At 32.2% G+C, this 26,528-nt stretch carries 25 protein-coding genes; 21 read left to right on the top strand and 4 right to left on the bottom strand.

The genetic code is table 11. The features are described 5' to 3' along the window. The first annotated feature begins 8 nt into the window (after positions 1-8). Positions 9-263, top strand: coding sequence for a hypothetical protein (locus MPR_RS09355; protein WP_041891924.1), 255 nt, complete (start codon positions 9-11; stop codon positions 261-263). An 87-nt stretch (positions 264-350) separates the two neighbouring features. Here the strand turns inward: MPR_RS09355 and MPR_RS09350 are convergent, their stop codons facing one another. Together MPR_RS09350 and MPR_RS09345 are read right to left on the bottom strand one after the other, a co-directional pair. After that, positions 351-596, bottom strand: coding sequence for a VF530 family protein (locus MPR_RS09350; protein WP_006260391.1), 246 nt, complete (start codon positions 594-596; stop codon positions 351-353). A 66-nt stretch (positions 597-662) separates the two neighbouring features. Further along, complete coding sequence (locus MPR_RS09345; RefSeq protein WP_006260390.1) at positions 663-992, bottom strand: winged helix-turn-helix transcriptional regulator; 330 nt, start codon at positions 990-992, stop codon at positions 663-665. 114 nt (positions 993-1,106) lie between these two features. On the opposite strand from MPR_RS09345, the gene MPR_RS09340 reads away from it, so the two are divergent. The 13 genes from MPR_RS09340 (at position 1,107) to MPR_RS09280 (ending at position 14,313) form a co-directional block, all read left to right on the top strand. Next, on the top strand, positions 1,107-1,796 hold the full coding sequence (locus tag MPR_RS09340) for a hypothetical protein (RefSeq protein WP_041891920.1): 690 nt from the start codon (positions 1,107-1,109) through the stop codon (positions 1,794-1,796). Between the two features lie 556 nt (positions 1,797-2,352). Next, positions 2,353-2,769 (top strand): RrF2 family transcriptional regulator, encoded by a 417-nt coding sequence (locus MPR_RS09335; protein ID WP_073144814.1) that lies wholly within the window; start codon positions 2,353-2,355, stop codon positions 2,767-2,769. Between the two features lie 64 nt (positions 2,770-2,833). Next, entirely contained in the window at positions 2,834-3,541 is a 708-nt protein-coding gene (locus tag MPR_RS09330) for a phosphoadenylyl-sulfate reductase (protein WP_041891918.1), read from the top strand. A gap of 20 nt (positions 3,542-3,561) precedes the next feature. Further along, on the top strand, positions 3,562-4,464 hold the full coding sequence (gene cysD, locus MPR_RS09325; protein WP_041891916.1) for a sulfate adenylyltransferase subunit CysD: 903 nt from the start codon (positions 3,562-3,564) through the stop codon (positions 4,462-4,464). A 19-nt stretch (positions 4,465-4,483) separates the two neighbouring features. Beyond that, complete coding sequence (locus MPR_RS09320; RefSeq protein WP_041891915.1) at positions 4,484-5,719, top strand: sulfate adenylyltransferase subunit 1; 1,236 nt, start codon at positions 4,484-4,486, stop codon at positions 5,717-5,719. A gap of 16 nt (positions 5,720-5,735) precedes the next feature. After that, a complete protein-coding gene (locus MPR_RS09315; RefSeq protein ID WP_041891912.1) occupies positions 5,736-6,518 on the top strand; it encodes a serine O-acetyltransferase in 783 nt (260 codons plus the stop codon). Between the two features lie 28 nt (positions 6,519-6,546). After that, entirely contained in the window at positions 6,547-7,458 is a 912-nt protein-coding gene (gene cysK, locus MPR_RS09310; RefSeq protein WP_025126043.1) for a cysteine synthase A, read from the top strand. A 12-nt stretch (positions 7,459-7,470) separates the two neighbouring features. After that, complete coding sequence (gene cobA, locus MPR_RS09305; RefSeq protein WP_041891908.1) at positions 7,471-8,283, top strand: uroporphyrinogen-III C-methyltransferase; 813 nt, start codon at positions 7,471-7,473, stop codon at positions 8,281-8,283. Continuing rightward, a complete protein-coding gene (locus MPR_RS09300; RefSeq protein WP_041891905.1) occupies positions 8,273-9,961 on the top strand; it encodes a diflavin oxidoreductase in 1,689 nt (562 codons plus the stop codon). Before cobA ends, MPR_RS09300 begins: the two co-directional genes overlap by 11 nt. An 11-nt stretch (positions 9,962-9,972) precedes the next feature. Then, a complete protein-coding gene (locus MPR_RS09295; RefSeq protein WP_041891902.1) occupies positions 9,973-11,616 on the top strand; it encodes an NADPH-dependent assimilatory sulfite reductase hemoprotein subunit in 1,644 nt (547 codons plus the stop codon). Positions 11,617-11,859: 243 nt separating this feature from the next. After that, the gene (locus tag MPR_RS09290; protein WP_041891898.1) at positions 11,860-13,305 is read left to right on the top strand and encodes a TSUP family transporter; all 1,446 of its coding nucleotides are present in this window, start codon (positions 11,860-11,862) and stop codon (positions 13,303-13,305) included. 95 nt (positions 13,306-13,400) lie between these two features. After that, positions 13,401-13,802: a RidA family protein gene (locus MPR_RS09285; RefSeq protein WP_041891897.1), complete on the top strand. Its 402-nt coding sequence runs from the start codon at positions 13,401-13,403 to the stop codon at positions 13,800-13,802. 106 nt (positions 13,803-13,908) lie between these two features. Continuing rightward, entirely contained in the window at positions 13,909-14,313 is a 405-nt protein-coding gene (locus MPR_RS09280; protein ID WP_041891895.1) for a hypothetical protein, read from the top strand. 122 nt (positions 14,314-14,435) lie between these two features. Here MPR_RS09280 and MPR_RS18730 read toward each other — a convergent pair whose 3' ends face one another. Beyond that, the gene (locus MPR_RS18730) at positions 14,436-14,606 is read right to left on the bottom strand and encodes a hypothetical protein (protein ID WP_006260376.1); all 171 of its coding nucleotides are present in this window, start codon (positions 14,604-14,606) and stop codon (positions 14,436-14,438) included. 392 nt (positions 14,607-14,998) lie between these two features. Between MPR_RS18730 and MPR_RS09275 the strand changes: the two genes are divergently transcribed. Genes MPR_RS09275 through MPR_RS09260 form a run of 4 tightly spaced genes read left to right on the top strand, consistent with a single transcriptional unit; the run spans position 14,999 to position 22,152 of the window. Beyond that, on the top strand, positions 14,999-18,019 hold the full coding sequence (locus MPR_RS09275) for a SusC/RagA family TonB-linked outer membrane protein (RefSeq protein ID WP_041891892.1): 3,021 nt from the start codon (positions 14,999-15,001) through the stop codon (positions 18,017-18,019). Positions 18,020-18,021: 2 nt separating this feature from the next. Then, on the top strand, positions 18,022-19,407 hold the full coding sequence (locus tag MPR_RS09270; protein ID WP_041891888.1) for a RagB/SusD family nutrient uptake outer membrane protein: 1,386 nt from the start codon (positions 18,022-18,024) through the stop codon (positions 19,405-19,407). Between the two features lie 15 nt (positions 19,408-19,422). After that, on the top strand, positions 19,423-20,625 hold the full coding sequence (locus tag MPR_RS09265; RefSeq protein ID WP_041891887.1) for a DUF4929/DUF8472 family protein: 1,203 nt from the start codon (positions 19,423-19,425) through the stop codon (positions 20,623-20,625). A 21-nt stretch (positions 20,626-20,646) separates the two neighbouring features. Beyond that, a complete protein-coding gene (locus MPR_RS09260) occupies positions 20,647-22,152 on the top strand; it encodes a hypothetical protein (RefSeq protein WP_041891884.1) in 1,506 nt (501 codons plus the stop codon). Positions 22,153-22,572: 420 nt separating this feature from the next. Here MPR_RS09260 and MPR_RS09255 read toward each other — a convergent pair whose 3' ends face one another. Further along, the gene (locus tag MPR_RS09255) at positions 22,573-23,049 is read right to left on the bottom strand and encodes a GNAT family N-acetyltransferase (protein WP_041891881.1); all 477 of its coding nucleotides are present in this window, start codon (positions 23,047-23,049) and stop codon (positions 22,573-22,575) included. 132 nt (positions 23,050-23,181) lie between these two features. Between MPR_RS09255 and MPR_RS09250 the strand changes: the two genes are divergently transcribed. From MPR_RS09250 to MPR_RS09240, 3 genes are all read left to right on the top strand, one after another. Beyond that, positions 23,182-23,982 carry a helix-turn-helix domain-containing protein gene (locus MPR_RS09250; RefSeq protein WP_041891879.1) on the top strand — a complete coding sequence of 267 codons (801 nt, stop codon included), beginning with the start codon at positions 23,182-23,184 and terminating at the stop codon, positions 23,980-23,982. 334 nt (positions 23,983-24,316) lie between these two features. Continuing rightward, on the top strand, positions 24,317-25,165 hold the full coding sequence (locus MPR_RS09245) for an aldo/keto reductase (protein ID WP_041891875.1): 849 nt from the start codon (positions 24,317-24,319) through the stop codon (positions 25,163-25,165). 203 nt (positions 25,166-25,368) lie between these two features. Further along, on the top strand, positions 25,369-26,307 hold the full coding sequence (locus MPR_RS09240; protein WP_041891873.1) for a hypothetical protein: 939 nt from the start codon (positions 25,369-25,371) through the stop codon (positions 26,305-26,307). Positions 26,308-26,528: the final 221 nt, after the last annotated feature.

The raw sequence follows: 26,528 nt of genomic DNA, 5'->3' as shown, positions 1-26,528 counted from the left end.
TTTAAAATATGAATAAACCAATTACCCCAGAAACACTAAAAGAAATTGCTTTTAATGTTACATTAGAACAATACAATGATATTATTGAGAAATTGCACCATAGCGCTAGTAAAGGTCAGAAATCATTGTTGATAGATAATCTTTCTGATACTGTTCAGAGTCGATTAATAGAAGAAGGTTATAGAATAAAGCCCTATGTTAAATATCAATACGATTATCTTCTGCGTAAAAAGAGAAAAAAATACTACGTAATTAGTTTTTAGATACTACTAAATATTAAAGGTTAGCTTGTAAGAGCTAACCTTTGATATTTAATTAAACGATATTAAAAAACCGAAGTAAAATAGGATTTATTCTTCTGATTTTTGTTGTTTTGCTTTTTGACGTAGAACATATAAGTAAAGGCTTTCGACTTTATCTCTTGCCCAAGGAGTTTTTCTTAAGAATTTTAAAGAAGAGTTAATGCTAGGATCATGAGTGAAGCATCTGATGTTAATCTGATTGCCTAACTCCTCGAATCCGTTATAGTATTCTACTAATTCTTCTAGAATATCGACTAATTTCTTTCCGTGTAATGGGTCTTTTGATACTTGCATATATCGTGTATTTTAAACAAAGATAATTGATTCTATATTGATGTTATTAAGGAAGTTATTATGTGCTTATTTATCAATAAACTCTTCTCCCCATTTTAAGAATGCTCGTAGAATAGGTTCTAGCATTTGCCCCTTATGTGTTAAGGTATAATTTACAGTAGGAGGAACAGTAGGGAGAGCATCTCTAGTGATGATATTTGTCTGTTGTAATTTTTTTAGTTCCTTGACTAACATTCGTGTATTAATATTGGGAATTTCTCTTTCTAATTCACTAAATCGTTTAGTCCCATCAAAGAGTGTAAATATGATAGGAATAGACCATTTTCCCCCAACTATTTCTAAAACATCGTGTAGGGTACATTTGTGTTCAACTTTTTCTATTTTATTTTTTGTCATAAGTGATTGGCTATGAGTAATACAGTAATTTATGGTATTACTATACAAAAGTGTTACTACTTGCAAAAGTAAAGTATTGCACTTAGGTTTACAATTAAATTTTAAATCAAAAACATGAGATTCCGATCTATTTGTAAGATGTTGCTTATCTTAAGTAGTTTGTTTTACAGTGTTTCAATTGTTGCTCAACAACAAGATGAAGAGGTTAATAAAGATAGTATAGTAGTTAATCCGCCTGTTAATGTAGAGACATTAATAGGAAGTAGAGGAGTCACCTTTAATATGCTCCTTAACAAGAGGTTTCAAAGTTTACCTAAAGTAGGTTTCTTTAGTGTCGTAAATTATGTAGGAGAGTGGGGAGAGCCAGATGTAAAGGATAGAATGATTCAAGGACAGCTAACCTATACCGTAATTAAAGGATTAGATGTAACTGCTGGGTTTCACTATGATCCAGAGTTTGGAGTTAAACCAGCTGCTGGTTTATTATATACTTGGGTTAAAAAGGATTGGGTTGTTGTTCTTAATGGAAGAGTAGATATTATGTCAAAGCCTGCTTATGAAGGAATGGCTTTAGTAGAATATACTCCTAAGCTTAATGATACTTTTAAACTTTATACAAGAGCACAGGGATTATATGGATATGCAACAGAGTGGAAAGGACATTCTCGAAGTTATATCCAAGGGCGAGTAGGATTGAGCTATAAAGAGTTTAGTTTTGGAGTTGCTGCTAATATAGATTTCTATGGTCCTTTAAAAGTGAATGAAAATAGTTTTGGAGGATTTGTAACAATGTTATTATTCTAACTTTTCCTGGTTAAAGTAAGATGTCTTCGTGATATCAGTTATTAGTCTTCTAGAAAATCCCAATTGTAATAATTGGGATTTTTGCTTTATTTATTATCCAATTTAAAAGAGTGTAAGTCATTAATTCGGTGATTATTTCTATTTGTTCACATTTTGTAGCTTGTTTAATGTTGTATTAAACAAGAAAATCAAAGAGTATTATCAATAATCACGATTAATATTTATAATTATTACAACTTTGTTGTTTTAATTTATAAACGCTGATATTTAGTTTGTTAGGTCTTATATTGAAAGTTTTCATTCAAATCAAAGAGAGATATTATTCAGCTATTATTTAAAAAATTATAAAAAAATGTTTGCACATTAAAATATAATCCTTTCATTTGTACAAGAATAAAAAATCAAAAAATGAGAATAAATAATTTAAATATGGTAATGTGTATGTGTAAATGCTTTTCAAAAGAGGAGTAGTCTATTCGTACGTTGTATTTAAATAAAATCAATATATAGAAGCTCCTTATTTAACGATAAGGGGCTTTTTTTATGCATTTATACTATGTTATCAAAACGATGTAAGTATGCCTTAAAAGCAATGGTGTGTCTAGCAAGAGTATATCAAAATGGGCACCTAACTATAGCTACTATAGCAGAAAAAGAAAATATACCGAAGAAGTTTCTAGAGCAAATATTGCTAGAGCTTAAGAGAGTAAAGTTAGTTAATAGTAAAAAAGGACTAGCAGGAGGGTATTATTTAATTAAAGACCCTAAGGAGGTATCAGTAGCTGATTTGTATAGAATATTTGATGGGCCTATTGCATTAACACCATGTGTATCTATAAACTACTATGAACCATGTGATGACTGTGAAGATGAAGTAAGTTGTTATCTGAGAAAACAGTTTATGGAGATTAGAGATAAGACAAGAAAGAGCATGTCAGAAGCTACGCTTCAACGCTTTATAGACGGAGATTAAAAAAATTTACACCTAAATACTACTAAAACGATAGAGATTATAGTTTATTAAAAAAAAGAATAATATGAGTTTAAAAAATCAATATAAAAAACTGCTTGAGAGTGGGTTAGAAGCCTTGTCCTTTAAAGAGCAGATGAAGTATTTAAAAGAACATTTTGAATCAATAACGTTTTCAACAAGTTTCAGTTATGAAGATCAAGTTATTACCCACCTTTTAAAAGATGAAGGAAAGGTTTCTTTTTTTACACTAGACACAGGGAGGCTATTCGACCAGACTTACGATACATGGAGTCTCACTTTAGCAAAGTATAAAATTAATATCACAGCTTATTTTCCAGAGAGTAGTCTTATAGCAGAGTTTGTCAATAAGAATGGGCCGGATAGTTTCTACAAATCTGTAGAGTTGAGAAAGGAGTGTTGTACTATTCGAAAGGTCTTGCCTTTGAAGAAAGCTTTAAAGAATCAACAAATATGGATTACAGGTTTAAGAGCAGAACATTCTCCAAATAGACAAAGCTTGACTCCTTTTGAATGGGATGAACACAACCAAATTATCAAGTTTCATCCTCTGCTATCTTGGTCTACAGAGGAAGTAACAGCTTTTATCGAGCAAAATCAGATTCCCTATAATCCACTACATAAGCAAGGTTATATCAGTATTGGATGTAGCCCATGTACAAGAGCGATAAGAGAAGGAGAAGATTTTAGGGCAGGTAGATGGTGGTGGGAAGATGCATCAAAAAAAGAATGTGGATTACACTTAAAACAATAGAATAAATAGTATTAACAGATATGATAGAAAACAATTATTTAGAAACTTTAGAACAAGAGGCAATTTATATTTTGAGAGAAACAGCTGCTCAATTTGAGAAACCAGCCTTGTTGTTCTCTGGAGGAAAAGACTCTATTGTCTTGGTTCACCTGGCATTAAAAGCATTTAGACCTGGTAAATTTCCTTTTCCATTAGTTCATATTGATACAGGGCATAATTTTCCTGAGGCTATTGCATTTAGGGATAAGTTAGTCGATCAAATAGGAGAAAAACTAATAGTAGGAAGTGTAGAAGATAGTATTCAAAAGTACAAATTAAAGGAAACACAAGGTCGTTTCCCTTCTAGAAATTCACTACAAGCTTATACTTTATTAGATACCATTCAAGAACATGAGTTTGATGCATGTATAGGTGGGGCGAGGAGAGATGAAGAAAAAGCAAGGGCAAAGGAAAGAATATTCTCTCTAAGAGATGATTTTGGTCAATGGGATCCTAAGCTTCAAAGACCAGAGCTTTGGGATATTGTCAATGGGAATATGCAAGCAGGACATAATACTAGAGTATTTCCTATTAGTAATTGGACAGAGTTGGATATTTGGAATTACATTAAAGCAAATGATATTGAATTACCTGAATTGTACTTTGCTCATGAACGTGAATGTATTGAGTACAATGATAAATTAATAGCTCTTTCTAGTTTTACTCCAGCTGTTGAAGGGGAGAAAGTTGTTAAATCATCTGTGCGTTATCGCACTGTAGGAGATATGACTTGTACAGCAGCAATAGCTTCTAATGCTATAACAGTAGACGATATTATTGAGGATATAAAAAACTCAAGAATAAGCGAGAGAGGACAGACTAGATTAGATGATTTATTATCTGAATCAGCTATGGAAGACAGAAAGAAGAAAGGATATTTTTAATTGTAGTAAATAAAGTAAAATGGAAACATTAAAATTTATAACAGCAGGGAATGTAGATGACGGTAAAAGTACTTTAATCGGTAGATTACTGTATGATTCTAATAGTATCTCAACAGATCATTTAGGCGTTTTAGCAAGTAAATCAGATATAGGAGAAGAAACGATTGACCTAGCTTTAATTACTGATGGATTAAGAGCAGAACGTGAACAAGGTATTACAATTGATGTAGCATATAAATACTTTTCTACAGTTAATAGAAAGTTTATTATAGCAGATTCTCCTGGACATCAGCAGTATACTAAAAATATGATTACTGCGGCATCTGTATCCGATTTGATTATTCTATTAATTGATATCAGAAAAGGAATTACAGAACAGACCAAACGTCATGCCTCAATCGCTTCTCTGATGGGAATTAAAAAAGTCGTTGTAGCAATAAATAAGATAGACTTAGTAGATTATAATGAAGGTATTTATGAAGAGATTAAGTCAGACTTTGAAACATTAAGAAGTCAATTAGCCTTTACAGAAGTTGTTTATATCCCTATTAGTGCTCTGCAAGGAGATAATATTGTAAAGTCTTCATCACTAACTCCTTGGTATACGGGTAAAACCTTGTTAGAGGTCTTAGAGACCATTCATATAGAAAATCAATTGAGAAATGAAGCTCGTTTTCAAGTTCAATTTATTATTAGACCTCAGACGAAAGAGTATTTAGATTATAGAGGGTATGCTGGCTTAGTGTTAAGTGGTCAATATAAAGTAGGAGATAAGGTAAGAATACTTCCAAGCAATATTTCTACAACTATTACAAAGTTAGAGAAGAACCTTAGAGAAGTATCTAATGTTATAGCAGGTGATAATGTTGTAATGCATTTTGATGCAGATCTGGATATTAGTAGAGGAGATACAATTTATTTAGAAGAACAAAAAGCACCTTTGGCAACGAATAAGCTTACTTCTTGGATAAGTTGGTTAGATACAGAAGATCTGCAATTAGGTAAAACGTATATTTTACAACATCGTTTTCACAGTGTTCGAGTTAAAATCAAATCGATAGATAGAAAGTGGGATATAAACACTCTTGAGTTTAACACAGGTGAGGAGGTGAGCTTAAACGATATCGCACAAGTTAGCCTACAAACCAATCAAGCATTAAACTATGATCCTTTTGTAGAAAATTCTAAAACAGGGAATGCTATTCTAGTAGACGAGACCTCTTATAATACTGTAGGGGCTTTAATGTTCTTGTAAACTACTTTTTACAAGTATGAGGGACTACATATATAACAAGACAATAAAGAATAGAGTACCTAATAAAGAGCTATTTGAAACTTGGTTAGATCGATTCTATAATTGGTTGTTTACCAATTATAACTATGAATCGTTTGCTTGTTTTTTAGCTGAAGAACAGACTTTGTGTCTTGAACTGGAAGTGGTATTACAAAGAGTTATTACTAAAGATAAAGCAGGTCTTAAAGCACATTTGTTTTTTAATCAAGTAGAAACGTTGTATAAATTATTAGAGTCTGATTTAGAGGGGTATATGAGTTATGATAAGTCTGTTCAGTCTAAATCAGAAATAATAGCTTTTAACTCAGGTTTTTTAGCGATGTATATCTATAGGGTCTCACAGGTATTTATTGATCTAGGGATAACTGTTTTGCCTCAGATAGCTAATCGATATGGATACCGTCTTACAGGAATAGATATTAGTCCATTTGCAAAAATAGGTAAGCAATTAATACTTATCAATGGTTTAGGAGTTGTGATAGGGAGTACAGTAGTTATAGGAAATAATGTAAGAATACACCAAGGAGTAATCTTAGGAGAGCATAGACAGATATTAGATTTGTGTTTAAAGGAATCTATTGTGATTGAAGATAATGTTGTAATACGAGAAAGAGTCTCTATTACAGGAAATGCCATAACGATTGGTAAAGGATCAAGGATAGGACCAAATCTTCATATACCAAGCTCTATTGAAGCTAATTCCAATGTAGAACTAGATAATCAATATCGTATAAGAATAAATGAAACAATAATAAAGTAATCAAATTAAAAACCAAAGAGAATATAAAATGAAAGTAGAAAGTATTTTAGGAACAATTGGAAATACTCCAATTATAGGATTAAATAGATTCTTTCCAGGATCAAAACAAACTTGGATAAAGCTTGAAAAAACAAATCCAGGAGGAAGTATTAAAGATCGTATTGCCTTGGCGATGATAGAGGACGCTGAGAAGCAAGGTTTGTTAAAACCAGGAGGTGTCATTATAGAGCCAACATCAGGAAATACGGGAATAGGACTTGCTCTGGTAGGGGCTGTTAAGGGATATGATGTTATTTTAGTTATGCCCGAGTCAATGAGTGTAGAGCGAAGAAAATTAATGGAAATATATGGAGCTAAATTTGAATTAACTCCACGAGAAAAAGGAATGAAAGGAGCTATTGAAAAAGCAGCAGAATTAGTTCAAGAAATTCCTAATGCATGGTCTCCAAGACAATTTAATAACCCTGTGAACGTAGATATTCACAGTAGAACAACTGCATTAGAAATTATTCAAGATTTTCCTGAAGGATTAGATTATTTAGTGACAGGAGTCGGAACAGGAGGGCATATTACTGGGGTATCTAAAGTATTAAAAGAGAAATATCCCAATCTGAAAGTAATTGCTGTAGAACCTGATACTTCTGCTGTATTAAGTGGAGAACCTTCTGGACCACATACGATACAGGGGATTGGGGCAGGATTTATTCCAGAAATATTAGATTTTAATTTAATAGATAAGGTTGTAAAGATTTCAAAAGAAGAAGCATTTGCAGTAGTAAAAGAAGTTGCTAAAAAAGAAGGTTTACTTGTAGGAATCTCTACAGGAGCATCATTGGCAGCTATTACAAAATTATTGCCATCTATAGAAGATGGTGCTAAGATATTGACATTTAACTATGATAATGGAGAACGCTACTTATCAGTAGAGGGGCTATTTTAATTCTTGATTGTGATGAATAGTGGAAAAGTTATACTAGCAGGTGCTGGTCCAGGAGATCCTGAATTAATAAGTCTGAAGGCACTTCGGTATTTAAAAACGGCAGATATAATTCTTATAGATCGATTAGTCTCTCCTGAGCTTATCGAATTGTATGTCAATAAGACAACAAAGGTTATTTACGTAGGTAAACAGTGTTCTAAAGGGATACATACACCACAGCAAGAGATTAATGAGTTAATGGTTTCGTATGCTAAATTAGGAATGACTGTACTTAGACTAAAGGGAGGAGACGTCTCTATATTTTCTAATATTCTTGATGAGTTGCGGGTATTAAAAGAAAATGGAATAAAATATGAGATTATCCCAGGCATTTCTGCAGCATTAGGTGCAGCAGCTTATAGTGCTATTCCTTTGACTAGTAGAGGATATAGTCGTGCAGTTCGTTTCTTGACTTTATTTGATACGTTTAGTATTGAACAAGATACTTGGAGAGATTGGGCAAAGACAGAGGATACATTAGTATTCTATATGAGTGGGCAAAAGCTGAAGTATTTAGTACAAGCCTTGCTATCACAAGGGATAGCGTCAGAGAAAGGAATTGCTATTATTCAACAGGCAAGTACTATCTATCAAAAGACAACAGTGTATTCTTTTAAAGATATTATGGAAAAAGAGCTGATTGCCTTTGAGTATGTACCAACTTTATTTATTGTGGGTAAAGTAGTTGAATTACATGAGCAATTTGCTTGGAAAGAAGAAATAAAAGAAGGAGAATACTATTCTTATTTTGATAATCATATAAAAGAGTTTCAATATGCAATTTGATCAAAAAATAACAAGTTTACAGAAGCAGGTTGAAAACTATTCGCGAGAAGAACTAATCTGGTTTAATGGTTACCTCTCGGGTTTGTTAGCCCAAAATGAGATACAGCCAAGTAATCCAATTGCTGTTAATCAAAGTTCAAAAGTATCAGTGAAGCCTCTTATTCTTTATGGAAGTGAAACAGGAAATAGTAAGAAAGTAGCACTAGAACTTCTAAAGCTTTGCAAACAGAATAAGTTACAAGCTAAGAGTTTAGACTTAGCTACATATAAAGTTGAAGATTTGAGTAAAGAAGATTTTATCATTCTTATTTGTAGTACACAAGGTGAAGGAGAACCACCTCTTTCTGCGCAGAAATTCTTTGATTCTTTATCTAAAGTAAAACTTGAATTGAGTGACGTAAGGTATTGTTTATTAGCGTTAGGAGATTCTTCTTACCCTCTTTTCTGTAAAGCAGGAGAAGATCTAGATAAATTATTACTTCAACAAGGAGCGCAATCTATTTTACCTCTAAAAAAGTTAGATGTAGATTATAAAGAATATACTGCTACGTGGTTTAAAACAGTCTTAGATACTATAGATAAATCTAGAGGGAGTATTGTAGAAGAAGGAAATCATAAAGACATTAATGCACAGATTACAGTAGAAAAACCTAATGTAAAAAAGGAGTATCAAGGGGTAGTTAGTCACAATGTATTATTGAACGATAGAGAGTCTAATAAACAAACCTATCACCTAGAAATTCGCAGTGATATAACTATAGACTATCAGCCAGGAGATGCCATAGGGGTTTACCCTCCCAATAAGCTAGGTACAATGATAAGTATAGCTAAGTTATTGGGTGAAGAGAGTAGATATGAAGAGTTAGAGGGATTGAGCATTACAGGGCTTACAAAAGGCGTACTAAATAAATTATCATCTTATTTAGGAGTAGATATTATTGAAGATAAGATTGACTTATTGGATCTTTTAGAAACCTATAGTAATAGAAAACCAATAGAACTAGATGGGATAAAAGCGATTCTACAGCCGATTGCGCCAAGGCTTTATTCTATTTCGTCTTCTAATTTAGCTCATGAGGATGAAGTACATTTAACTGTTGCCTTAGATCAGTTCTTGGTAGGAGAAGAAAAGAAACAAGGATTGTGTTCTTCTTATTTTTCTGAATTAGAGGTTGGGCAGGAACTCTCATTCTATATTCATAGGAATAGTGAGTTTTATTTACCTGATTCTGATAAGGATATTATTATGATAGGACCAGGAACTGGTATTGCACCATTCAGAGGTTTTATTGAACATAGAGATACAAGTGGAGCGGAAGGACGCAATTGGTTATTCTTTGGCGAACAGCACTTTGTATGTGATTTTTATTATCAGACAGAAATACAACAATGGTTAGAAAGTGGTGTTTTAACAAACCTAGATACTGCTTTCTCTAGAGATCAAAAGCATAAAATATATGTTCAGGATAGGCTAAGAGAAAGAGCTAGTGAAGTGTGGAACTGGATAGAATCAGGAGCTATAATTTATGTTTGTGGGCAGAAGTCTCCTATGAGTGAAGATGTTGAACGTGTACTTGTTGAAATCATTATGGAGCAACAAAACACTTCTTTTAAAGCGGCTGAAGAGTATTTAGAAGAAATGTTTTTAAGTGGACAATATAGAAAAGATGTGTATTAAAAAAAGACGAAATGAATCAAGATAAACTATCTCCTATAGAAGGAATAAAAGAAAAAAGCGACGGCTTACGAGGTACGTTAGCACAGAGCTTAAAAGATAATTATACAGGGAATGTAAGGCCTGATGATGAAGCTTTAATTAAGTTTCATGGAATGTATGTCCAAGACGATAGAGATAGACGACAAGAGAGAGCAGAAAAGAAATTAGATAAGTTGTATTCTTTCATGATTAGACTTCGTATACCTGGAGGAGTGATCTCTGCGAAGCAATGGCTGGCTATACATGAAATATCAGAACTATATGGTACAGGTGTATTAAAGATAACAACTAGACAAACTATACAGTTACATGGATTATTAAAGTACCAATTAAGTGATACAATACAAGGTTTTCTTCTTGCTAAACTAGATGCTATTGCTGCATGTGGTGATGTCAATAGAAATGTAATCTGTAGTTCTCATCCACAAGTTTCACCTGTTTTTGAGCAAATTCATAACTATGCAGATAAGATATCTAAAATGCTTTTACCTAAGACACAGTCTTATTATGAAGTATGGATAGATAACGAAAAAATTTATGATCGATCTATTGAAGCTGATCCTTTATATCAGGACAAGTACCTTCCAAGGAAATTTAAAATAGCCATTGCAATTCCACCAACGAATGATGTAGATGTATTTGCTAATGATATTGGGCTTATTGCTATCGTAGAAGAAGATAAACTGATCGGATTTAACATTGCTATAGGAGGTGGATTATCTACAACACATGGCAATGAGCAAACCTATTCAAGACTTGCTACTGTTATAGGCTTTTCCGACAATGAAGAAGATACGATGAAGTTGATTTATGAAGTATTGACTATACAACGAGATTATGGAAATCGTTCAGACAGAAAGCTTGCTCGTCTAAAATATACTCTTGACAGATTAGGAGTAGAGAACTTTGTCAAGGAACTAGAACATAGAGCAGGAGTACAGCTTCAACCAGCTAGAGCGTATGAATTTACAGAGCGAAATGATAGATATGGATGGCAGCAAGCTCATGATGGTAAATGGTATTACACCTTATTTGTTGAAAATGGTGTAGTACAAACTTATCAAAAGGAGTTCTTGTACAATTTATCTAAACTAGCTGTATCTGATTTTAAATTTACTTGTAATCAGAATTTAATACTTGGAGAAATCGAAGAAGAAGACAAATGGTTAGTAGAGAAGCTATTGGTGGAACACGCAATAGAATTGAGAAATTCAAAACTAAGAGAGAGTTCTATGTCATGTGTGGCATTGCCAACTTGTCCATTAGCTTTAGCTGAGGCACAGCGTTATTTACCTGAGTTAATCTCTAAAGTAGAACCATTACTAGCTAAACATAATCTAGGTGAAGAAGAGATTAGCATTCGAATGACAGGATGTCCCAATGGTTGTGGTCGTTCATATTTAGCAGAGATAGGCTTTGTAGGTACTGGTCCACAAGAGTATAATCTTATGCTAGGAGGAGACCGATATGGAACTCGATTAAATCAACTATACAAGAAAAAGATAAAAGAAGAAGAGATCTTATCGCATTTAGATAATTTATTCGGCCAATACAAAGAAGAAGCTTTAGCTAAAGAAACTTTTGGAGACTTTACGTATAGAAAATTCTTTGCTTAAAAAATAAACTAAAACTACCACCACAAAACAATTATTCAATGAAAGTCTGTTGCATTTTTATTACTTCTTTCCTGTTCTAAGGAACTATAAGAGCTACTTTATCTCAGAGTAGTTTAATCACTATTAAACATTGTAAAACAAATTGTAGATCAATCTGCCAGATTGGTCCTGAGGGACTTATATCTCTTTTTTTATTCTTTAAGTATATGATTTTATAGTTAAAGGGTTGTAATATAATAGATTATGAAAAACACATTATTCCCAATATTTCTAAAAACGACTCATTCCAATTTTTTAATTGTAGGAGGAGGTAATGTTGGTTTAGAGAAAACAAAAACATTGCTAAAACAAAATGAACTAACTCATATTACGGTTGTTTCTATTGATTTTAAACCTGAATTCTTTGAATTACAAAACACTCATGATAATCTGATATTGAAGCATAGAAGCTTTCTAATAGAAGATTTGTATCAAATGGACTTAGTAGTAATAGCGACAAATAATACTGTCTTAAATCAAGAAATAAAAGCTTTAGCGAATAGTAAGGGATTATTAGTCAATGCGGCTGATCAACCAGACTTATGTGATTTTTATCTTGGATCTATCGTAACCAAAGGACAACTAAAGATAGCCATATCTACTAATGGTCAATCACCGGTATTGGCTCGTAGAATGAGAGAGTATTTAGAAGAAGAAGTACCTGATAATGTAAGCGATAGTATAGAACATTTAAATCAGTATAGAGCACGTCACAAAGGAAATCTAAGAGAAAAGCTCAATAGTTTAAATCGAGTAACATCTGTTATGACCAATCGTAATTATGAGAGAAAACAACTTTTTTCTAAAATCTTTAGACTCACTACTCTTGTGTTAGTTTTTGTATTGGGATATGCTTTATCTAATGTTATTACCTTTCATGATATTCAAGCTGGCTTAGCGAGTATGCCTTCAGAGTTTTACTATGTTTTCATTATTGGATTTTTAGCACAGATGGTTGATGGGGCATTAGGATTGGGATATGGAATGACTTCAGCCTCAGCTATGATGGCTATGGGGCTAAGTCTTCCCACTATATCAGGGAGCATTCATACTGCAGAGATGTTTTCTAGTGCAGTATCTGGATACACACACTACAAGTTTAAAAATGTAAATAAGAAACTACTGCTCTGGCTGAGTATTCCTGGAGTAGTAGGGGCTATTTTAGGGTCGTTGTTTGTGATCTATATTGGTAGTGAGTATGAGTATATCGCTTATCCATTTGTAGCATTATACTTAATGATTATTGCTATTAGGTTAATTAGTTTAGCACTAAGAAACTCAGTAATCAGAAAGAAAGTGAAATATGTTGGTTTTCTAGGTTTTTCAGGAGGTTTCTTTGATGCTTTTGGAGGAGGAGGCTGGGGGCCTATAGTTACTTCTACGCTTCTAACTAAAGGAAGACCTACTAGATATGTCGTAGGGACAGTATCCTTAGCGGAGTTCTTTGTAACTTTTGCTGCCTCTATGGTTTTCTTTTCGAAGTTGGGATTTGGTTATTGGTATATCTTCTTAGGCTTAGCTTTAGGAGGGGTATTTGCAGCTCCTTTAGCAGCAAGGTTAGCTGGTAGAATGCCTAAACGCATCTCTTATATCTGTGTAGGATTATTGGTTTTTGTAGCTAGTTTAAGAATAGTCATTAAGTTTATATAGGATGAGTAAGAAAGAAAAATAGACTTGTCGGTTTTATACAATTTTACTTGTAACTCCTAGTCTAGTTTTGCACTAGAATATTAAATAATAAAACTATGCAAGACATTCAAAAAGTAGTTAGAATTACTCCAACAACGTTATCAAGACCAGTAGGGAATTATTCACATATCACTATTGTGCCTAAGAATGCGACTATTTATACTTTCTCTGGACAGATAGGTACTGACAGTAATGGTGTGATACCAATCGACTTTAATCAACAAGTAGACAATACGTTTAGCAATATTGCTGCCTTATTAGAAAGCCAAAACCTAACAGAGGTTGATATTATCAAAGTTAATATTTGGTCAACTAAAGAGATTGATTGGGATTATTTTGATAGCGTATGGAGGGAGTTCTTTAAAAGTGGAAATCCTTCTATGACTGTAGCTTATATCTCAGCTTTAGGACTTCCTGAGATTGATTTGGAGATCGAGATTTGGGCGGCTAAAGTGTAATCTATTAGAAAAAAAAGATAAAGTACTTCGAATAATCCATCTCTTTCTTTTGAATGTCCATTTTTCATTTGACCATAAAAGGAGTCCTTTACAAAAAATAAAATTTATGAGTCAATTAGATGCAAAGCAATTCCCTATAGTAAAAGTAATTATTCAATCTGTCAATGAAGGACATGATCAAGATCAGTATTTTAATGACTATGAAGCATTACTAAAAACAGGTAAAAAATTTGTTATGATTAATGAGGTGAGTGCACCTGATGTAAAGGACACTAAGAGTAACAAGGATCACATGAAGAAGATGAACCTGTGGATGAAAAAGAATAGAGAGGAACTACGCAATAATGTATTAGCCATGATACAGGTGGAACCTAATGAAGAAAAACGCCAAGTAGCAATAGACTTTAAAGAGATTTTCTTTAAGTATTGGGGGCATGAACTTTTTGTAGTTTCTACTGCAGAAGAGGCATTAGTATTAGCAAATGAAAAATTACTAATAGTAAATAAGTAACAATTAGATTTAATATCTAATAAGTCACTTGAGGTTGTTTTTATAGTCCATAAAAAATCCTACAGACAATAGCGTTTGTAGGATTTTTTGGTTTATAAAAGTGATAATAACCTTTAAAAAAGTTACTTAAAACTAGTTTCAAAAGTACTTTTAAAAACTTGAATTTCTTTCTTCGTAGTTACAGAAATAAGCTTGTATAAGTCCTCAGGTATAAACTTATTTTTCTCTATAATATCTTTGATAATGTACTCTTCATTCGTTTCTATATCGACTACTTTGTCTTTAACTTTCATGTGTTCTCTTTTAGTTTGAAAGCAAAATTAAGAAGAAAAGAAGAGTATTGCTCTTCTTTTTTTAGCTAATTAGACAATAAAAATCACCTCTAAAAGCAAGAAAACGACTATAAATTACTCTTGATAGACATATTGAGTCATCTTTTTTGACTACTCTTAAATCTCAATTTTATAGTATAATTATTGAGACAAACAGTCTTTTTAAGTTGTTATAGAACAGTCAGATACTCTTAAAATAAACTTAATTATTTGTAACGCTTTCTATTGTTTCAAATTCGCAAATTCTGAATAGTTAATTATATCTAGTCTAAATAAAGTAATATAAACCTTTGTTTATTTTGAAAAGTAACTAAATTTGCGATTCAATTTAGAATAGTTCTTAATAGTTACGTATGTCATTTTCAATAAAACAAACTATCACAATCTTAGTGATTAGTTTATTTTGTGCCAATCATCTTTTTGCACAAAATCCTGTTTATACAGGTAAGGTCCTAAACTTAGAGACAAGAAAAGGAATCGATACTGCGATTATCACAGTAATAACATCAGGTGAAGTTTATTTTACAAACTCGAAAGGAGAATTTAAAATCGAGGAATTAAACGATTCAACGGTATTAATTAGTCAAGAGGGATATGAAAGCTTAGAAGTAAGTCTTAAAAAGGGAAATCAGATTATCTATCTCCTTCCAACTTATAAGCAATTAGATGAAGTAATCATTCGCAAGTCTACTAATATCAATGATATAGATGTCCGAAATCTAACTGGATCTGTTGTGACAATTGATATGAACAAGTTATCAGAGCGTTCTGAACTTGATATGGCTAAGTTATTACAAGGGCAAGTACCTGGATTAACAGTGAATTACAGTGGTGAACTAGGGAAAAAGCCTGAAATCAGATTGAGAGGTAATTCATCTTTTAGCTATAAAGGCAGTGCTAATGAACCTCTTTTTGTGATGGATGGTATTGTTATTTCTACAGAAAACTTCTTGACTTTAAATCCTAGTGATTTCTCGTCTATCAAGGTTTTAAAAGATGCTCCAGCTACAGCATTATATGGGATTAAAGCAGCTAATGGTGTAATAGAATTGACTTCTAAAAGAGGGTTTGATGGAAAGCCTGTATTTAGTTACGCTATGAAGCAGGGGATTACCCTTAGAGGGGCAAGACCAGTAGAGATGATGGATACGAATGAGAAGTTAGCTTTTGAAGAGAGAATAGGGGCTAATGGAAGGCCAGGATATGACTATTCTGAACGAAATATTAGAAGATTATATCTTAATAATCCTGCTCTTCTAGAACAGAAGCTAATCGAAGGTCAAATGAAACTAGACTCTTTGAGACAGTATAATACCGACTGGTTTAAAGAATTAATAAAACCTAACCACTTTCAATCTCACAACCTTAGTGTACGTGGAGGAACGGCTAAGAATACTTATTTCTACTCTCTTAATTATAGTAAGCAAGGGGGGAGAATACCAGGTAATGATATCAACCATTTGACAGCTAGAGCTAATCTAGATTATACTATCACACCTACATTTCAACTATCACTTAACAACAGTTTTGGAGTATCCACATCTAATACAGAGAATGGAATGGATAATGACCCTACATCTTTAGCTTTTAATTTAAACCCTTATGAAACTAAAGATACGAAAAAATTAACAAGTTATTCAGGTAGATCTTATAGTGATTTGATTAACCAATTTAAACAAAAAAAGACAAGTAAGCGTTTTAGTTCTTCTCTTGTGATGTATTGGGATGTATTACCTGACTTTCAATTGTCTGGAGTTATTGGTGCAGATTATAGCCTAGAAGAAACTTATGATCGAATCTATAGTACAGCCTATAGCCAACAAACTAAGAACGAAAATGAGAAAGGATATATCAAAGAAACTGACTCTAAAAACTTTGATTACTCAGCCAATATCCGTGCTAATTATCAGAAACAATTTGGAGATCACGATTTGTTTGTAGGTATTAATGCAGATTATTATTTGACAGATATAAAGTCTTTATCAGGATCGGGACATGGTATTGATGATGATTTAAGCAGTTTATCAGGGATTAATACAGCTTTGACCAATAGCTATAAACCAGAGGTATTTGGGAATAAACATAGAACAAGTCAATTAGGATTCGGTGCAGCTCTTGGCTATACCTATCAAGGTACTTATGATGCCTATGCTAGTTTTAAACGAGATGGAGCTTCTCTATTACCAAGTAATAAAAGATGGAATAATGCATGGGCAATAGGGGCAGGGTGGACTCCTAGTCAATATGATTTTTTTAAAGCACAAGATATATTGACAAGCCTAAAACTTAAAGGATCTATAGGATATACAGCAAGTCTAGCAGGTATCGCTCCACGAGATGTGACGACTACTTATATGCTTTCTAATACGTTTAATGGAGATTATAGAGTACTAGAGTTAGGTGGACTACCTAATAAGAACCTACAGCCTCAACAAACTTATACCACCAATGTTTCAGTTGATTTCGGTTTTGTAAATCGATTTAATTTATTAGTAAACGTATACAACAATTTGACTAAAGAGGCTATACTAGCCTTGCCAATTGCTACAAGTAACGGATTCTCTACCTATACTAAGAATATAGGAGAACTTGAAAATAAAGGAGTAGAGTTTATACTGTCAGGGGATATACTTACTATTGATGAATTTAGATGGAATACCTCAGCATCGATATCTTATAATGCTAATAAGGTGCGTAAACTATATGGTACAGATCGTATTTATACTAGTGAAGAAGCTATAATTCCAGAATATGAAGTTGGCAAACCTTTAGGCGTTTTATATGGTCTAGTGAGTAATGGGATTCACTCTATAACAGGACTACCTGAGTATATAGATCAAGATGGCAATGTTATAGATACAACTAATGATCTTAGTGCTAATCATGTGAGTAGACTAGGATATACAATAGCCCCATATAATGGATTCTTTAATAATTATATCTCCTATAAGAATTGGTCTTTATCCGTGAATATAAATTATCAGTTAGGAGGGAAGGCTAAATACTCAGATTCTTTTGTAAGGGATGAAGGAAGTTCTGATAAGAATGCTTTAAAAGGACAATTAGATAATATGTGGTTTGAAATTGGAGATGAGAATAAAACTTATCCGATACAAGCTGGTCCTAGCTATATACATAATTATCTAGCCCAAGCTACTTCTAAGACGATCTATAAAACAGATTATATCAAGCTAAACTATGTACAGTTAAGTTATAATTTCACTAAGAATCCTTTTATCAATAGATATTTTAAATCACTTCAACTTAATGTTCAAGCAGATAATATCTATACCTATAGATTTGAAAAAGACCGAGGATCTTTAAATGACTTTATACAACCTATTGTTACTTTTTCATTAAACGCAACATTTTAATTATGAAAAGATTATTCGTATTTATATTATCTATTACTGCATTTACAGCATGTAGTCTAGAGGAAAAAAATCAAGAAGAGATATCAGGGGATGGAGTAATCAATAGTATATCTAAAGCCTATAATGTTCTTTCACAGGCTTATTTAAGTTTACCCGTGTCTGGTGAAGAGTTTACGATACTTTCTAACGATCTACAGCCTTCTTACTTAATTAACATGAAGCCTGATACGAAGTTACTTTACAGTTGGCAAGCGCAAGAGATAAGGAATAATTCAGGACATGTGTGGACATCTTATTACAAGGCTTTAGTACACATTAATGCATTATTAGCTACCGAACAGTATATAGCTAACAAAACAGAAGAGTGGGATTATATCAAAGGAAATGCTATGGTACTAAAAGCCTACATCTATTTCGATTTATTACAACTCTATAGCAAGCGATATGATCCATCAGCATTGGGAATTATAGCAAAAGATAATCTAGTAGTAGAGAATAATAAGCGATTGACACAACAGGAATCTATCACTGTAATTAAAAGTTTACTGGATCAAGGAATTGATCTGATGAAAAAACACACGCAACAGTATAATTATTTGATGACTAATGCTGCAGCAAAGAATCTAGAAGCACAAGTTTTTCTGTTTACAAAAGAGTTTGAGCTAGCAGAGAAAACAGCAAGAGCATTGACTGAAGAGTTTCCAGAATTACCTAATACAGAAACTAGTTATGGAAGTATGTGGAATACTGATTTTAGTCAAAATAAAACGAATGTATTCTGGATACGCACAAATCAAAAAAATCCAAATAATTACTTAAGCTATGATTTTACTAAAGGGGATTATTTATATATCAATCATTTAGTGGCTTTTACTAAAGGAGATATACGTGCTAATAAATCTCAATATGCTTATGAAATGTTAGCCTTAAATAATGAAGGTAAAATGGAGAATAGGAGCCTTTTAGGAAAGTATAAAACAGAGTATAAAGACTTTAGTCAAAGGAATATCGTCTTATCTCGTAATACGGAATCTTATTTCATTTTAATAGAGAGTTTAATAGAACAAGGTAAGTTAAGTGAAGCTACTCAATATTTAAACACATTTTTGACTGCTGTTAATTGCCCTCTTATAGAACAAGGACAGTCTAGAAGTTCTTTATACCTGATTATGCAGAGCGAGAAGCAAAAAGAGTTTATTGGAGAAAAGATCAATCTATTTGATTTAAAAAGATGGAATGTAGAGAGTATAAGATACCTCCCTGACTCTAATAATCGACTATCTACTGTAGCAAATACAGATTATAGATGGACTTGGCCTATACCAGATAGCGAACTAAGATATAATCCCAATGCTGTTCAGAATGAAAGATGGGAAACTATTAAATAATTAATTCTAAAACAAATGAAAAATAACTTTTTTAAAAAAATGATTGTAAGTGCAAGTGTACTTCTTGCCTCAATGTCTATTATATCTTGTTCTAGTGACGACAATTCTAAAAGTCAATTTACAGGAGAGAATAAGATCGTTTTAATGCCTGTGAGTACTTTGAGTTTACAAGATAATTCTACGGATAAGATTGATGTAAATGTACTATTAGTTAGTTCTATGAAAGAGAAGGTAGAACTAGAATTCAAGTTAACTAGTAATGTCGTGAATGGGCAGGTAATTGCCGAAATAGACAATCCTAAAATAGTACTAGAGCCTGGACAAAAAAAGGCTGTACTGACCATTAGTAGTAAAACGAGAAGAGCACTTAAAAACAATGCTTATATACAACTGGAAATAGCTAAAAACGATAGCCAGATCAAGCTAGAGAAATCACTTGAAATAGTAATAACACCGATAGCAGGGCTTCTTGATTTAACACCAGCACAGAAAGAATTAATAGAAGGATATAAGAAGCACGGCCTTGATCTATATACTATGATAGGAGAGCTAGAGGTGACAGGGTTAATTGATTTTAAAGGAAATGAGTATTTGACTCCTATCAATTCTCCTGCAAAAATACCTGTAAACGGTAAGACTTTTATTACTTTAAGTGAGAAGGCTACTGCTGACAGACCTATTCTTAAAATGGTAAGTAATGCTATGGGAATAGAGTCATACTGTTACTACCTATTTAGAGAGCTTACTGTTAACGATAAAGAATTCTGGACACAACAGCCAGCTCCTATGGCTATCATGGAACTAATCAATTTGAGTTCTTCTTCTGATGAGAGTTTTTCGATGTCTTTAGATGATATCGAGATAGACTTAAAAACTAAAGAAGTTAAAGTTATTGGGAAAGGAAAAGATACCTATGATAATCCAATCACTATTATTCCTTTTCAATATGAATATACAGCTTGGGATAGACTTCAAAAACTATTAAAAGAAGCTAATCCTATAGCGATAGAAAACTTTGAACAAGGTGGTTCTGTAAATCCTGTTCAATATATAAACTCAGGATCTATTCTAGAAAAAGACGATATGTATCAAAATAATACTTGGTATAAAACAGAAACTAAATTAACGGATGACAAGTTGGCATTTCAGTTTATCATAGACCATTATCAGGCATCTGGATTTATTAAAGTTAACGTAGAATACAAATTAATTAAATAATAACTATAACACTAAAATTAAATGAAGACAATGACACACTACTCTCGTGAAGTCGCTACTATTTTACTAACTTCTACTGTCGTATTAGCTTCTTGCTCTAGCGATGACAATTCAGTAAAAGAATTAGAAACACTACAAATAGTAGATCAAAATGGAAATGCTTTTGCAGACGGAAAGATAGAACTAACAGAAGGCGAGGTAGTTCCTTTTAGAATTATTGATAGTAAAGGAGCTCTTGTACAGGCAGCTAAACTTCAGGTAGTAGAAGGAAAAGATATTGTAACTGTAGATAGTGATAATACGATAACTGGAGTAAAAGAAGGGAATGCAGTATTAGCGGCTATAGCAGATAGTAACTATAAAATATCTACTAACTTATCTATCACTGTAAAGGCAAAAACGGAGATAGAATTATCAGAGAATTTTGCTAAAGCAATTACTGCTGTTTTAGGAGAGAAAGCACCTAAAGCCGTAAGTGGAAATATATTTAAAAAATCTGATTTAGAAAAAATCGAGATTTTATATATGAACCACGATGAGACTGGTTATAACGGAACTAAGTATGCACTTAAAAATGAAGATTTAAGTACGTTAAAATACTTTACTTCTTTAAGAGTATTAGAAATAAACTACCACACCCTAGCAGAGGATGTAGTACTAGAAGTACCAGCTAGTTTAGAAGACTTATCTATGGGTAGATATAATAATCAAAGTATTAAAACTATTTCTATCAAAGGGGCTAAAGAATTGAGAATGCTAGATTTCTTTAATAATAATGACCTTAAGTCTATTGATTTAAATGGAAGTTTAGTAGGTACATTAAATGTAAATCGTTGTTATGCTATCAAAGAGAATTTATTTGATATCGTTAGTAAGACACAACCAAAAGAACTATATGCTAATGTATTAGGAATGGAAGGTGACTTAACAATGAGTGCTAGCCGTTTAGAGTTATTAGAAATTCAAGATCACAAGTTTAAAAATGTAAATCTAAATGCTCCTAAACTGGTGCGAATTAATTTAAATTCTGAAGATGTTGTTGTTCAGGATATTAATTTATCAGGTAGTAAGAGCTTAAATAGAATGTCTGTTGATTATTTAGATATTCAAGGTAAACTAAGTCTTGCTGATAATTCATTAACAGGTTTTCAAGCGAATAACATAAAAGGATTAAAGGAATTAGATCTTACTAAACAGACTAACTTAGAGACTATCTTAGTGATACCAGCCTCATCACTTAAAGGAAAGTTAACATTAGACTTAAGATTCTGTTCTAAACTATTGACGATTACAGATATTTCAGGATGTAATGTGAAGTTAATAGAGCACGAAGGGAAGAAAGTATTAGATTATAGCCGTTTAGATAGTCTAGATGATGATTATGGAAAAATTGTATTATCTGATGTATATAACTATGGTGATATCGAAGAGCTTTGGGTTAATAAAAAATACGAAGGTCAATTAAATAAATACTATGCGATAGGAAGTAATAAAATAACAGTAAAATATATTACACCTGCCAAATAATTTACTTTTAAACCCAGATTATGCAATAGACATATAAACGAAAAGTAATTATACAAAATAGGTCTGAATTAGTGATAAAAGCATACTATAGTATGGTTTTAGAGCTAATGAAAGAACTACGAAGTAGAATTGCTTTGTAGTATTTGGCTAATGTGTAATGTGGGTTAAATATTCAATAAAGGAATAAGGGTTAGCTTGTTAGTTAAACAAGTTAGCCCTTATTTGTTTTTCCTATAATTAATACTACTCTGACTGTATCTAGTTGCGATTAGGTTCTTATTCTTTCTACATTAAGTCTGTAGTGACTCCGTTAAATATGCTATTTTAACGGAGTCACTACGGACTCATAACGGACTCACTACGGACTCACTGCTACCAAAAGTTGTCTCGTCTTATTATAACTGTATAGCTTTTAATAGACTATAAACTTTTAGTCATACAGTGCTGTGGGCCTTTAATGCCTTGATATGTTCTTCCAGAATCATCATAACCCGTTTTTAAGTATAGATTATAAGCGAGTGTATTCTCATAGCTAACCCCAAAGACTATTTTATTTACAGTAGGGTAATATTCTCTTACCAAGTCAGGTAATAGAAGCATAGTCGCTTTAGCTATTCCTTTGCCTTGTTGATTAGGCATGATAGATAACGCACGGAGTAGTATAGAATCTTTATTCTCTGTATATATCAAACGATCATCAGAAAGATCTAATGAGAATAGGCCTACTGGGGTGTCATGAGATAAGATACAATATTGGGTACGCATTGTATTCTCCATAATTTCAGGATTAGTTAGCATATTCTTTGGTACAAGAGCAAACGTAGCTTGTTGTTCATCTAATTCATAAGAAGTTAGTTCATCAAAGTATTTAGGGTCATAAGGTTGTATCGTTATCATATTCTTGTCAATTTAAGCCAAGCAATTTAGAATAATATTTCTGTTTTTTTCTATTGTTAGTTGTAGTATATTAAAAAGAGAAAATTAAAGGTGTAAAATATAGTATCTTTGATGTAATAATAAGATTTAGTTATGCACTATCGAGAGATCCTGCCAATATTGCCCTTACGAGATTATGTCCGTTATTTTTGGGTATTAGAGAACTCAAATGATAAGGCAGAAAAACAAACTTTTAAGATACTTCCTGATGGTATACCTACCTTAATCTATCAAGATAGGCCTAACTTATTTTTAGATCAATATCATCGAGTAGCTCCACAACTCTATGTCTATGGACAGTTTAGTCAGTTTACAGATCAGAGTGTAGAGGGGAGTTTCAGGATAATCGGAGCATATCTAGAACCTACAGCTTTAAAGGCGTTATTTAAATATGATGCTATTGAGTTTAGTAATAAGAATATAGCCTTAGAAGACATTGTCCCTAATACGCTTTTAGAACAACTAGTACACGCGGATACTATTGAGGAGAAGATAGGTTTATTATCTTCTTTTCTATTGGAGCAGATTCAGTTTAATAGGTTTGAGAATAAAAAGGTAGATTATATCTCTCTATTATTACAAAAGGGGAGATCATTAAAAGAAATACAAGATGAAATAAATACTTCTGAGAGAACATTAGAACGACTTGTAAAACAACATATAGGGATGTCTCCTAAGTTGTTTTCAAGAATTATGCGATTTCAGTCTAGCCTTGATTTGTTAAGAGAGAGTAGGTTTAAGAACTTAACGACACTTTCTTATCAGAGTGATTATTATGATCAATCTCATTATATAAGGGAGTTTAAAGAGTTTACAGGGGTTAGCCCAAAGGAATTTATAAAATCCTCTGATGAACAGTTGATTAACTTCCCTCTATTTAAATCAGAAGAATAAATGCATTAAAAAGACTTGCATTCGTCTTAGCATTAGATATGGAGGGGTATCTTATAATAATCCATTAAATTCTGTTTAATATCCATTTTATAATTGGTTAAAAATACAGTACTTTACTTTTACATAATTCCAATTATTAAAACTACTTAGAGATATAAGTTGAAGTAATTTATAGTGAATATTCACAGTGTCATTTATAAGAATGACGCCTTATATCTAACCTATAAAGATATATCTATCTTACTTCTAAGGTTAATTTTTGTTTTTCAAAAAAGACTTTTTATATTACCTTTAGGGGAGTTCACTTGGAATAATTTACTTAAAAGAAAACATGATGAATAAAATAAAACTTAATGATGGAAATCTAATTCCGTCAATCGGATTTGGAACTTACAAAGCAACTAAAGCAGAAGGGATTTTAGCAGTAAAAAATGCTTTAAGTAAAGGGTATCGCTTACTAGATACAGCTGCTATATATCAGAATGAAGAAGAAGTAGGGCAAGGTATAAAAGAGAGTGGTGTTCCTAGAGAAGATATCTTTGTGACTACAAAAGTATGGAGAGAAAATATGGGATATGAAGAGACTAAAAAGGCACTCGATATTTCGTTAGAGAAACTAGGTCTTGATTATATCGATCTTTATTTAATTCACTGGCCAGCTAATTATAAAAACTTCGGTGATAATTGGAAAAAAGTGAATGCAGATACTTGGCGTGCTATGGAAGAATTACAAGCTGCAGGTAAAATAAAATCAATAGGAGTAAGTAACTTTTGGGAAGAGCACTTAGAGGCTTTATTAGAAACGGCTAAAGTTATCCCTGCTATTAATCAGTTAGAATTTCATCCAGGGTATTGGCAGCCAGAATTAAAAGCATATTGTGAAAAGAAAAATATTGTCATAGAAGCCTGGTCACCATTAGCTAGAGGTAAAGTGTTTGACAATGAGGTGTTAATCAGTATTGCAAAGAAACATAATAAGTCAATCTCTCAGGTATGTTTAAGATGGTGTTTACAACATAATACAATAGCAATACCGAAGTCTAACACTCTAGAAAGAATTATTGATAATATGAACATTTTTGATTTTGAACTAAGTGATCAAGATATGGATCAAATCAATAATTTACCTAAAATGGGATTCAGTGGTGAAGTGCCTAATGAATGGCCTGACTATGTAGTTTAATATCAAAACGAATCAAGTATTTTAAACAAAGCCTACACTACATAAAGGTTTTCTATTATTGTCATCAAGTAAAATCCAAAGTATGATTGAGTATTTCTACTTCATAGCTTTTTCATTAGTTCTAAAGCTACATTACTCTTAGTTAAAAATATTACAGTATACAATATATTTTCTGTATTTTAGGGGATTATAATCTAATCTATATGAAATTAGAATTAGTTAAGAAAATAACTATTGGGCATCCTATTTTAACAGCAAAGACAGTGGATGATTGTACAGCTATCTTTTTATCTTATAATGAAGAGAGTATGTACTATCAAATGATTTATATATCTTCTGAAGAATTTAAGATTATTGAATTAGATTATAGAGAGAAGTATTACAGTGTAAAGCAACACCCTGTTCTTTTCTCTATTGATAATCAATTTGGATTTATTAAAAATCAAAAAGAATTATTCCTGTATTCATTTGAAAATAAGCAATTTGAAACGATAGGGATTCATGATTCGGATGTATTGCCTCAATGTTTTAAGTTACAATGGAGAGTACCTATAAGTGATTGTTCTTTATTACCTATTTGTTTTGATAATGATGGGATTGGAATGGATACTAGATATATCGCTTTTCTTCAATTTAATATTAATAATAAATGGGCTAAGTGGGAGAGCTGCACCACTTTGCAAACGAAGAATTTAAAACATCATAATGAAAATACTTATCCACCTAAATTAGATACAGCTATGTTAAAAGACAATGCATTATATACTTTTACATCAGGTGCTAAAGTTACTTCTATCAATAAGTGGGGAATGGATTATTATGCTTGTTGCAAAGGAAATATTAATGGTCGTATAGAAGAGTTATTATTAGACAGTGGTAACTTAGAGGGGAAAGATGGTAAGAAAAGAGGTGTTAATGGATTATTTAGTAGTTCTCAAAGATATTTAATGCTTACTCCCGTTTTTCAAAGTGATGAATGGAAAGGTAAACAAAAGATATTCTCTTTAGAGTCAAATGTGTTAGAAGATATTACATTTCCTAGAGGTTTTGGCAAATATCCTCAGATAATAGAACATTTAGAAGATTGTTTTTGGGTGTATCTAAGGGATAGTAAAGAAATTGCTATTTGTAAAGAGGTTTGATTAAGTAATAGGTTATTTAGTTAAGTTTTATAGAAATAAAAAGCAGGTTCTACCTAGTCTTGGTCGGAAGATTAATCTTCCGACTTTTTTTGTTTAAAAAGTAAGGTAATCTCTACATTTGATTACAGAAAGTAAAGTATATGAATACATTTAAAGATCATAAAATAAGTGTTAGTCAGATTTTACAAACATGCTAATAACTTAGGCTATAAAACTGCTAA

Origin of the sequence: Myroides profundi (assembly GCF_000833025.1) — a bacterium.
Lineage (GTDB): Bacteria > Bacteroidota > Bacteroidia > Flavobacteriales > Flavobacteriaceae > Flavobacterium > Flavobacterium profundi_A.
The sequence above is the reverse complement of the archived record's forward strand: the minus strand, read 5'-3'. Positions and strand labels throughout refer to the sequence as shown.

What these genes read in the sequence shown, in the direction of transcription:
- MPR_RS09265 (WP_041891887.1), top strand. Translation starts at nt 19,423, where the DNA reads ATGAAAAATAACTTTTTTAAAAAAATGATTGTAAGTGCAAGTGTACTT.
- MPR_RS09280 (WP_041891895.1), top strand. Translation starts at nt 13,909, where the DNA reads ATGAGTCAATTAGATGCAAAGCAATTCCCTATAGTAAAAGTAATTATT.
- MPR_RS09355 (WP_041891924.1), top strand. Translation starts at nt 9, where the DNA reads ATGAATAAACCAATTACCCCAGAAACACTAAAAGAAATTGCTTTTAAT.
- MPR_RS09255 (WP_041891881.1), bottom strand. Translation starts at nt 23,049, where the DNA reads ATGATAACGATACAACCTTATGACCCTAAATACTTTGATGAACTAACT.
- MPR_RS09300 (WP_041891905.1), top strand. Translation starts at nt 8,273, where the DNA reads ATGCAATTTGATCAAAAAATAACAAGTTTACAGAAGCAGGTTGAAAAC.
- MPR_RS09260 (WP_041891884.1), top strand. Translation starts at nt 20,647, where the DNA reads ATGAAGACAATGACACACTACTCTCGTGAAGTCGCTACTATTTTACTA.
- MPR_RS09270 (WP_041891888.1), top strand. Translation starts at nt 18,022, where the DNA reads ATGAAAAGATTATTCGTATTTATATTATCTATTACTGCATTTACAGCA.
- MPR_RS09290 (WP_041891898.1), top strand. Translation starts at nt 11,860, where the DNA reads ATGAAAAACACATTATTCCCAATATTTCTAAAAACGACTCATTCCAAT.
- MPR_RS09295 (WP_041891902.1), top strand. Translation starts at nt 9,973, where the DNA reads ATGAATCAAGATAAACTATCTCCTATAGAAGGAATAAAAGAAAAAAGC.
- MPR_RS09275 (WP_041891892.1), top strand. Translation starts at nt 14,999, where the DNA reads ATGTCATTTTCAATAAAACAAACTATCACAATCTTAGTGATTAGTTTA.
- cysK (WP_025126043.1), top strand. Translation starts at nt 6,547, where the DNA reads ATGAAAGTAGAAAGTATTTTAGGAACAATTGGAAATACTCCAATTATA.
- MPR_RS09330 (WP_041891918.1), top strand. Translation starts at nt 2,834, where the DNA reads ATGAGTTTAAAAAATCAATATAAAAAACTGCTTGAGAGTGGGTTAGAA.
- cobA (WP_041891908.1), top strand. Translation starts at nt 7,471, where the DNA reads ATGAATAGTGGAAAAGTTATACTAGCAGGTGCTGGTCCAGGAGATCCT.
- MPR_RS09315 (WP_041891912.1), top strand. Translation starts at nt 5,736, where the DNA reads ATGAGGGACTACATATATAACAAGACAATAAAGAATAGAGTACCTAAT.
- MPR_RS09245 (WP_041891875.1), top strand. Translation starts at nt 24,317, where the DNA reads ATGAATAAAATAAAACTTAATGATGGAAATCTAATTCCGTCAATCGGA.
- MPR_RS09340 (WP_041891920.1), top strand. Translation starts at nt 1,107, where the DNA reads ATGAGATTCCGATCTATTTGTAAGATGTTGCTTATCTTAAGTAGTTTG.
- MPR_RS09345 (WP_006260390.1), bottom strand. Translation starts at nt 992, where the DNA reads ATGACAAAAAATAAAATAGAAAAAGTTGAACACAAATGTACCCTACAC.
- MPR_RS09350 (WP_006260391.1), bottom strand. Translation starts at nt 596, where the DNA reads ATGCAAGTATCAAAAGACCCATTACACGGAAAGAAATTAGTCGATATT.
- MPR_RS09285 (WP_041891897.1), top strand. Translation starts at nt 13,401, where the DNA reads ATGCAAGACATTCAAAAAGTAGTTAGAATTACTCCAACAACGTTATCA.
- MPR_RS09335 (WP_073144814.1), top strand. Translation starts at nt 2,353, where the DNA reads ATGTTATCAAAACGATGTAAGTATGCCTTAAAAGCAATGGTGTGTCTA.
- cysD (WP_041891916.1), top strand. Translation starts at nt 3,562, where the DNA reads ATGATAGAAAACAATTATTTAGAAACTTTAGAACAAGAGGCAATTTAT.
- MPR_RS09250 (WP_041891879.1), top strand. Translation starts at nt 23,182, where the DNA reads ATGCACTATCGAGAGATCCTGCCAATATTGCCCTTACGAGATTATGTC.
- MPR_RS09320 (WP_041891915.1), top strand. Translation starts at nt 4,484, where the DNA reads ATGGAAACATTAAAATTTATAACAGCAGGGAATGTAGATGACGGTAAA.
- MPR_RS18730 (WP_006260376.1), bottom strand. Translation starts at nt 14,606, where the DNA reads ATGAAAGTTAAAGACAAAGTAGTCGATATAGAAACGAATGAAGAGTAC.
- MPR_RS09240 (WP_041891873.1), top strand. Translation starts at nt 25,369, where the DNA reads ATGAAATTAGAATTAGTTAAGAAAATAACTATTGGGCATCCTATTTTA.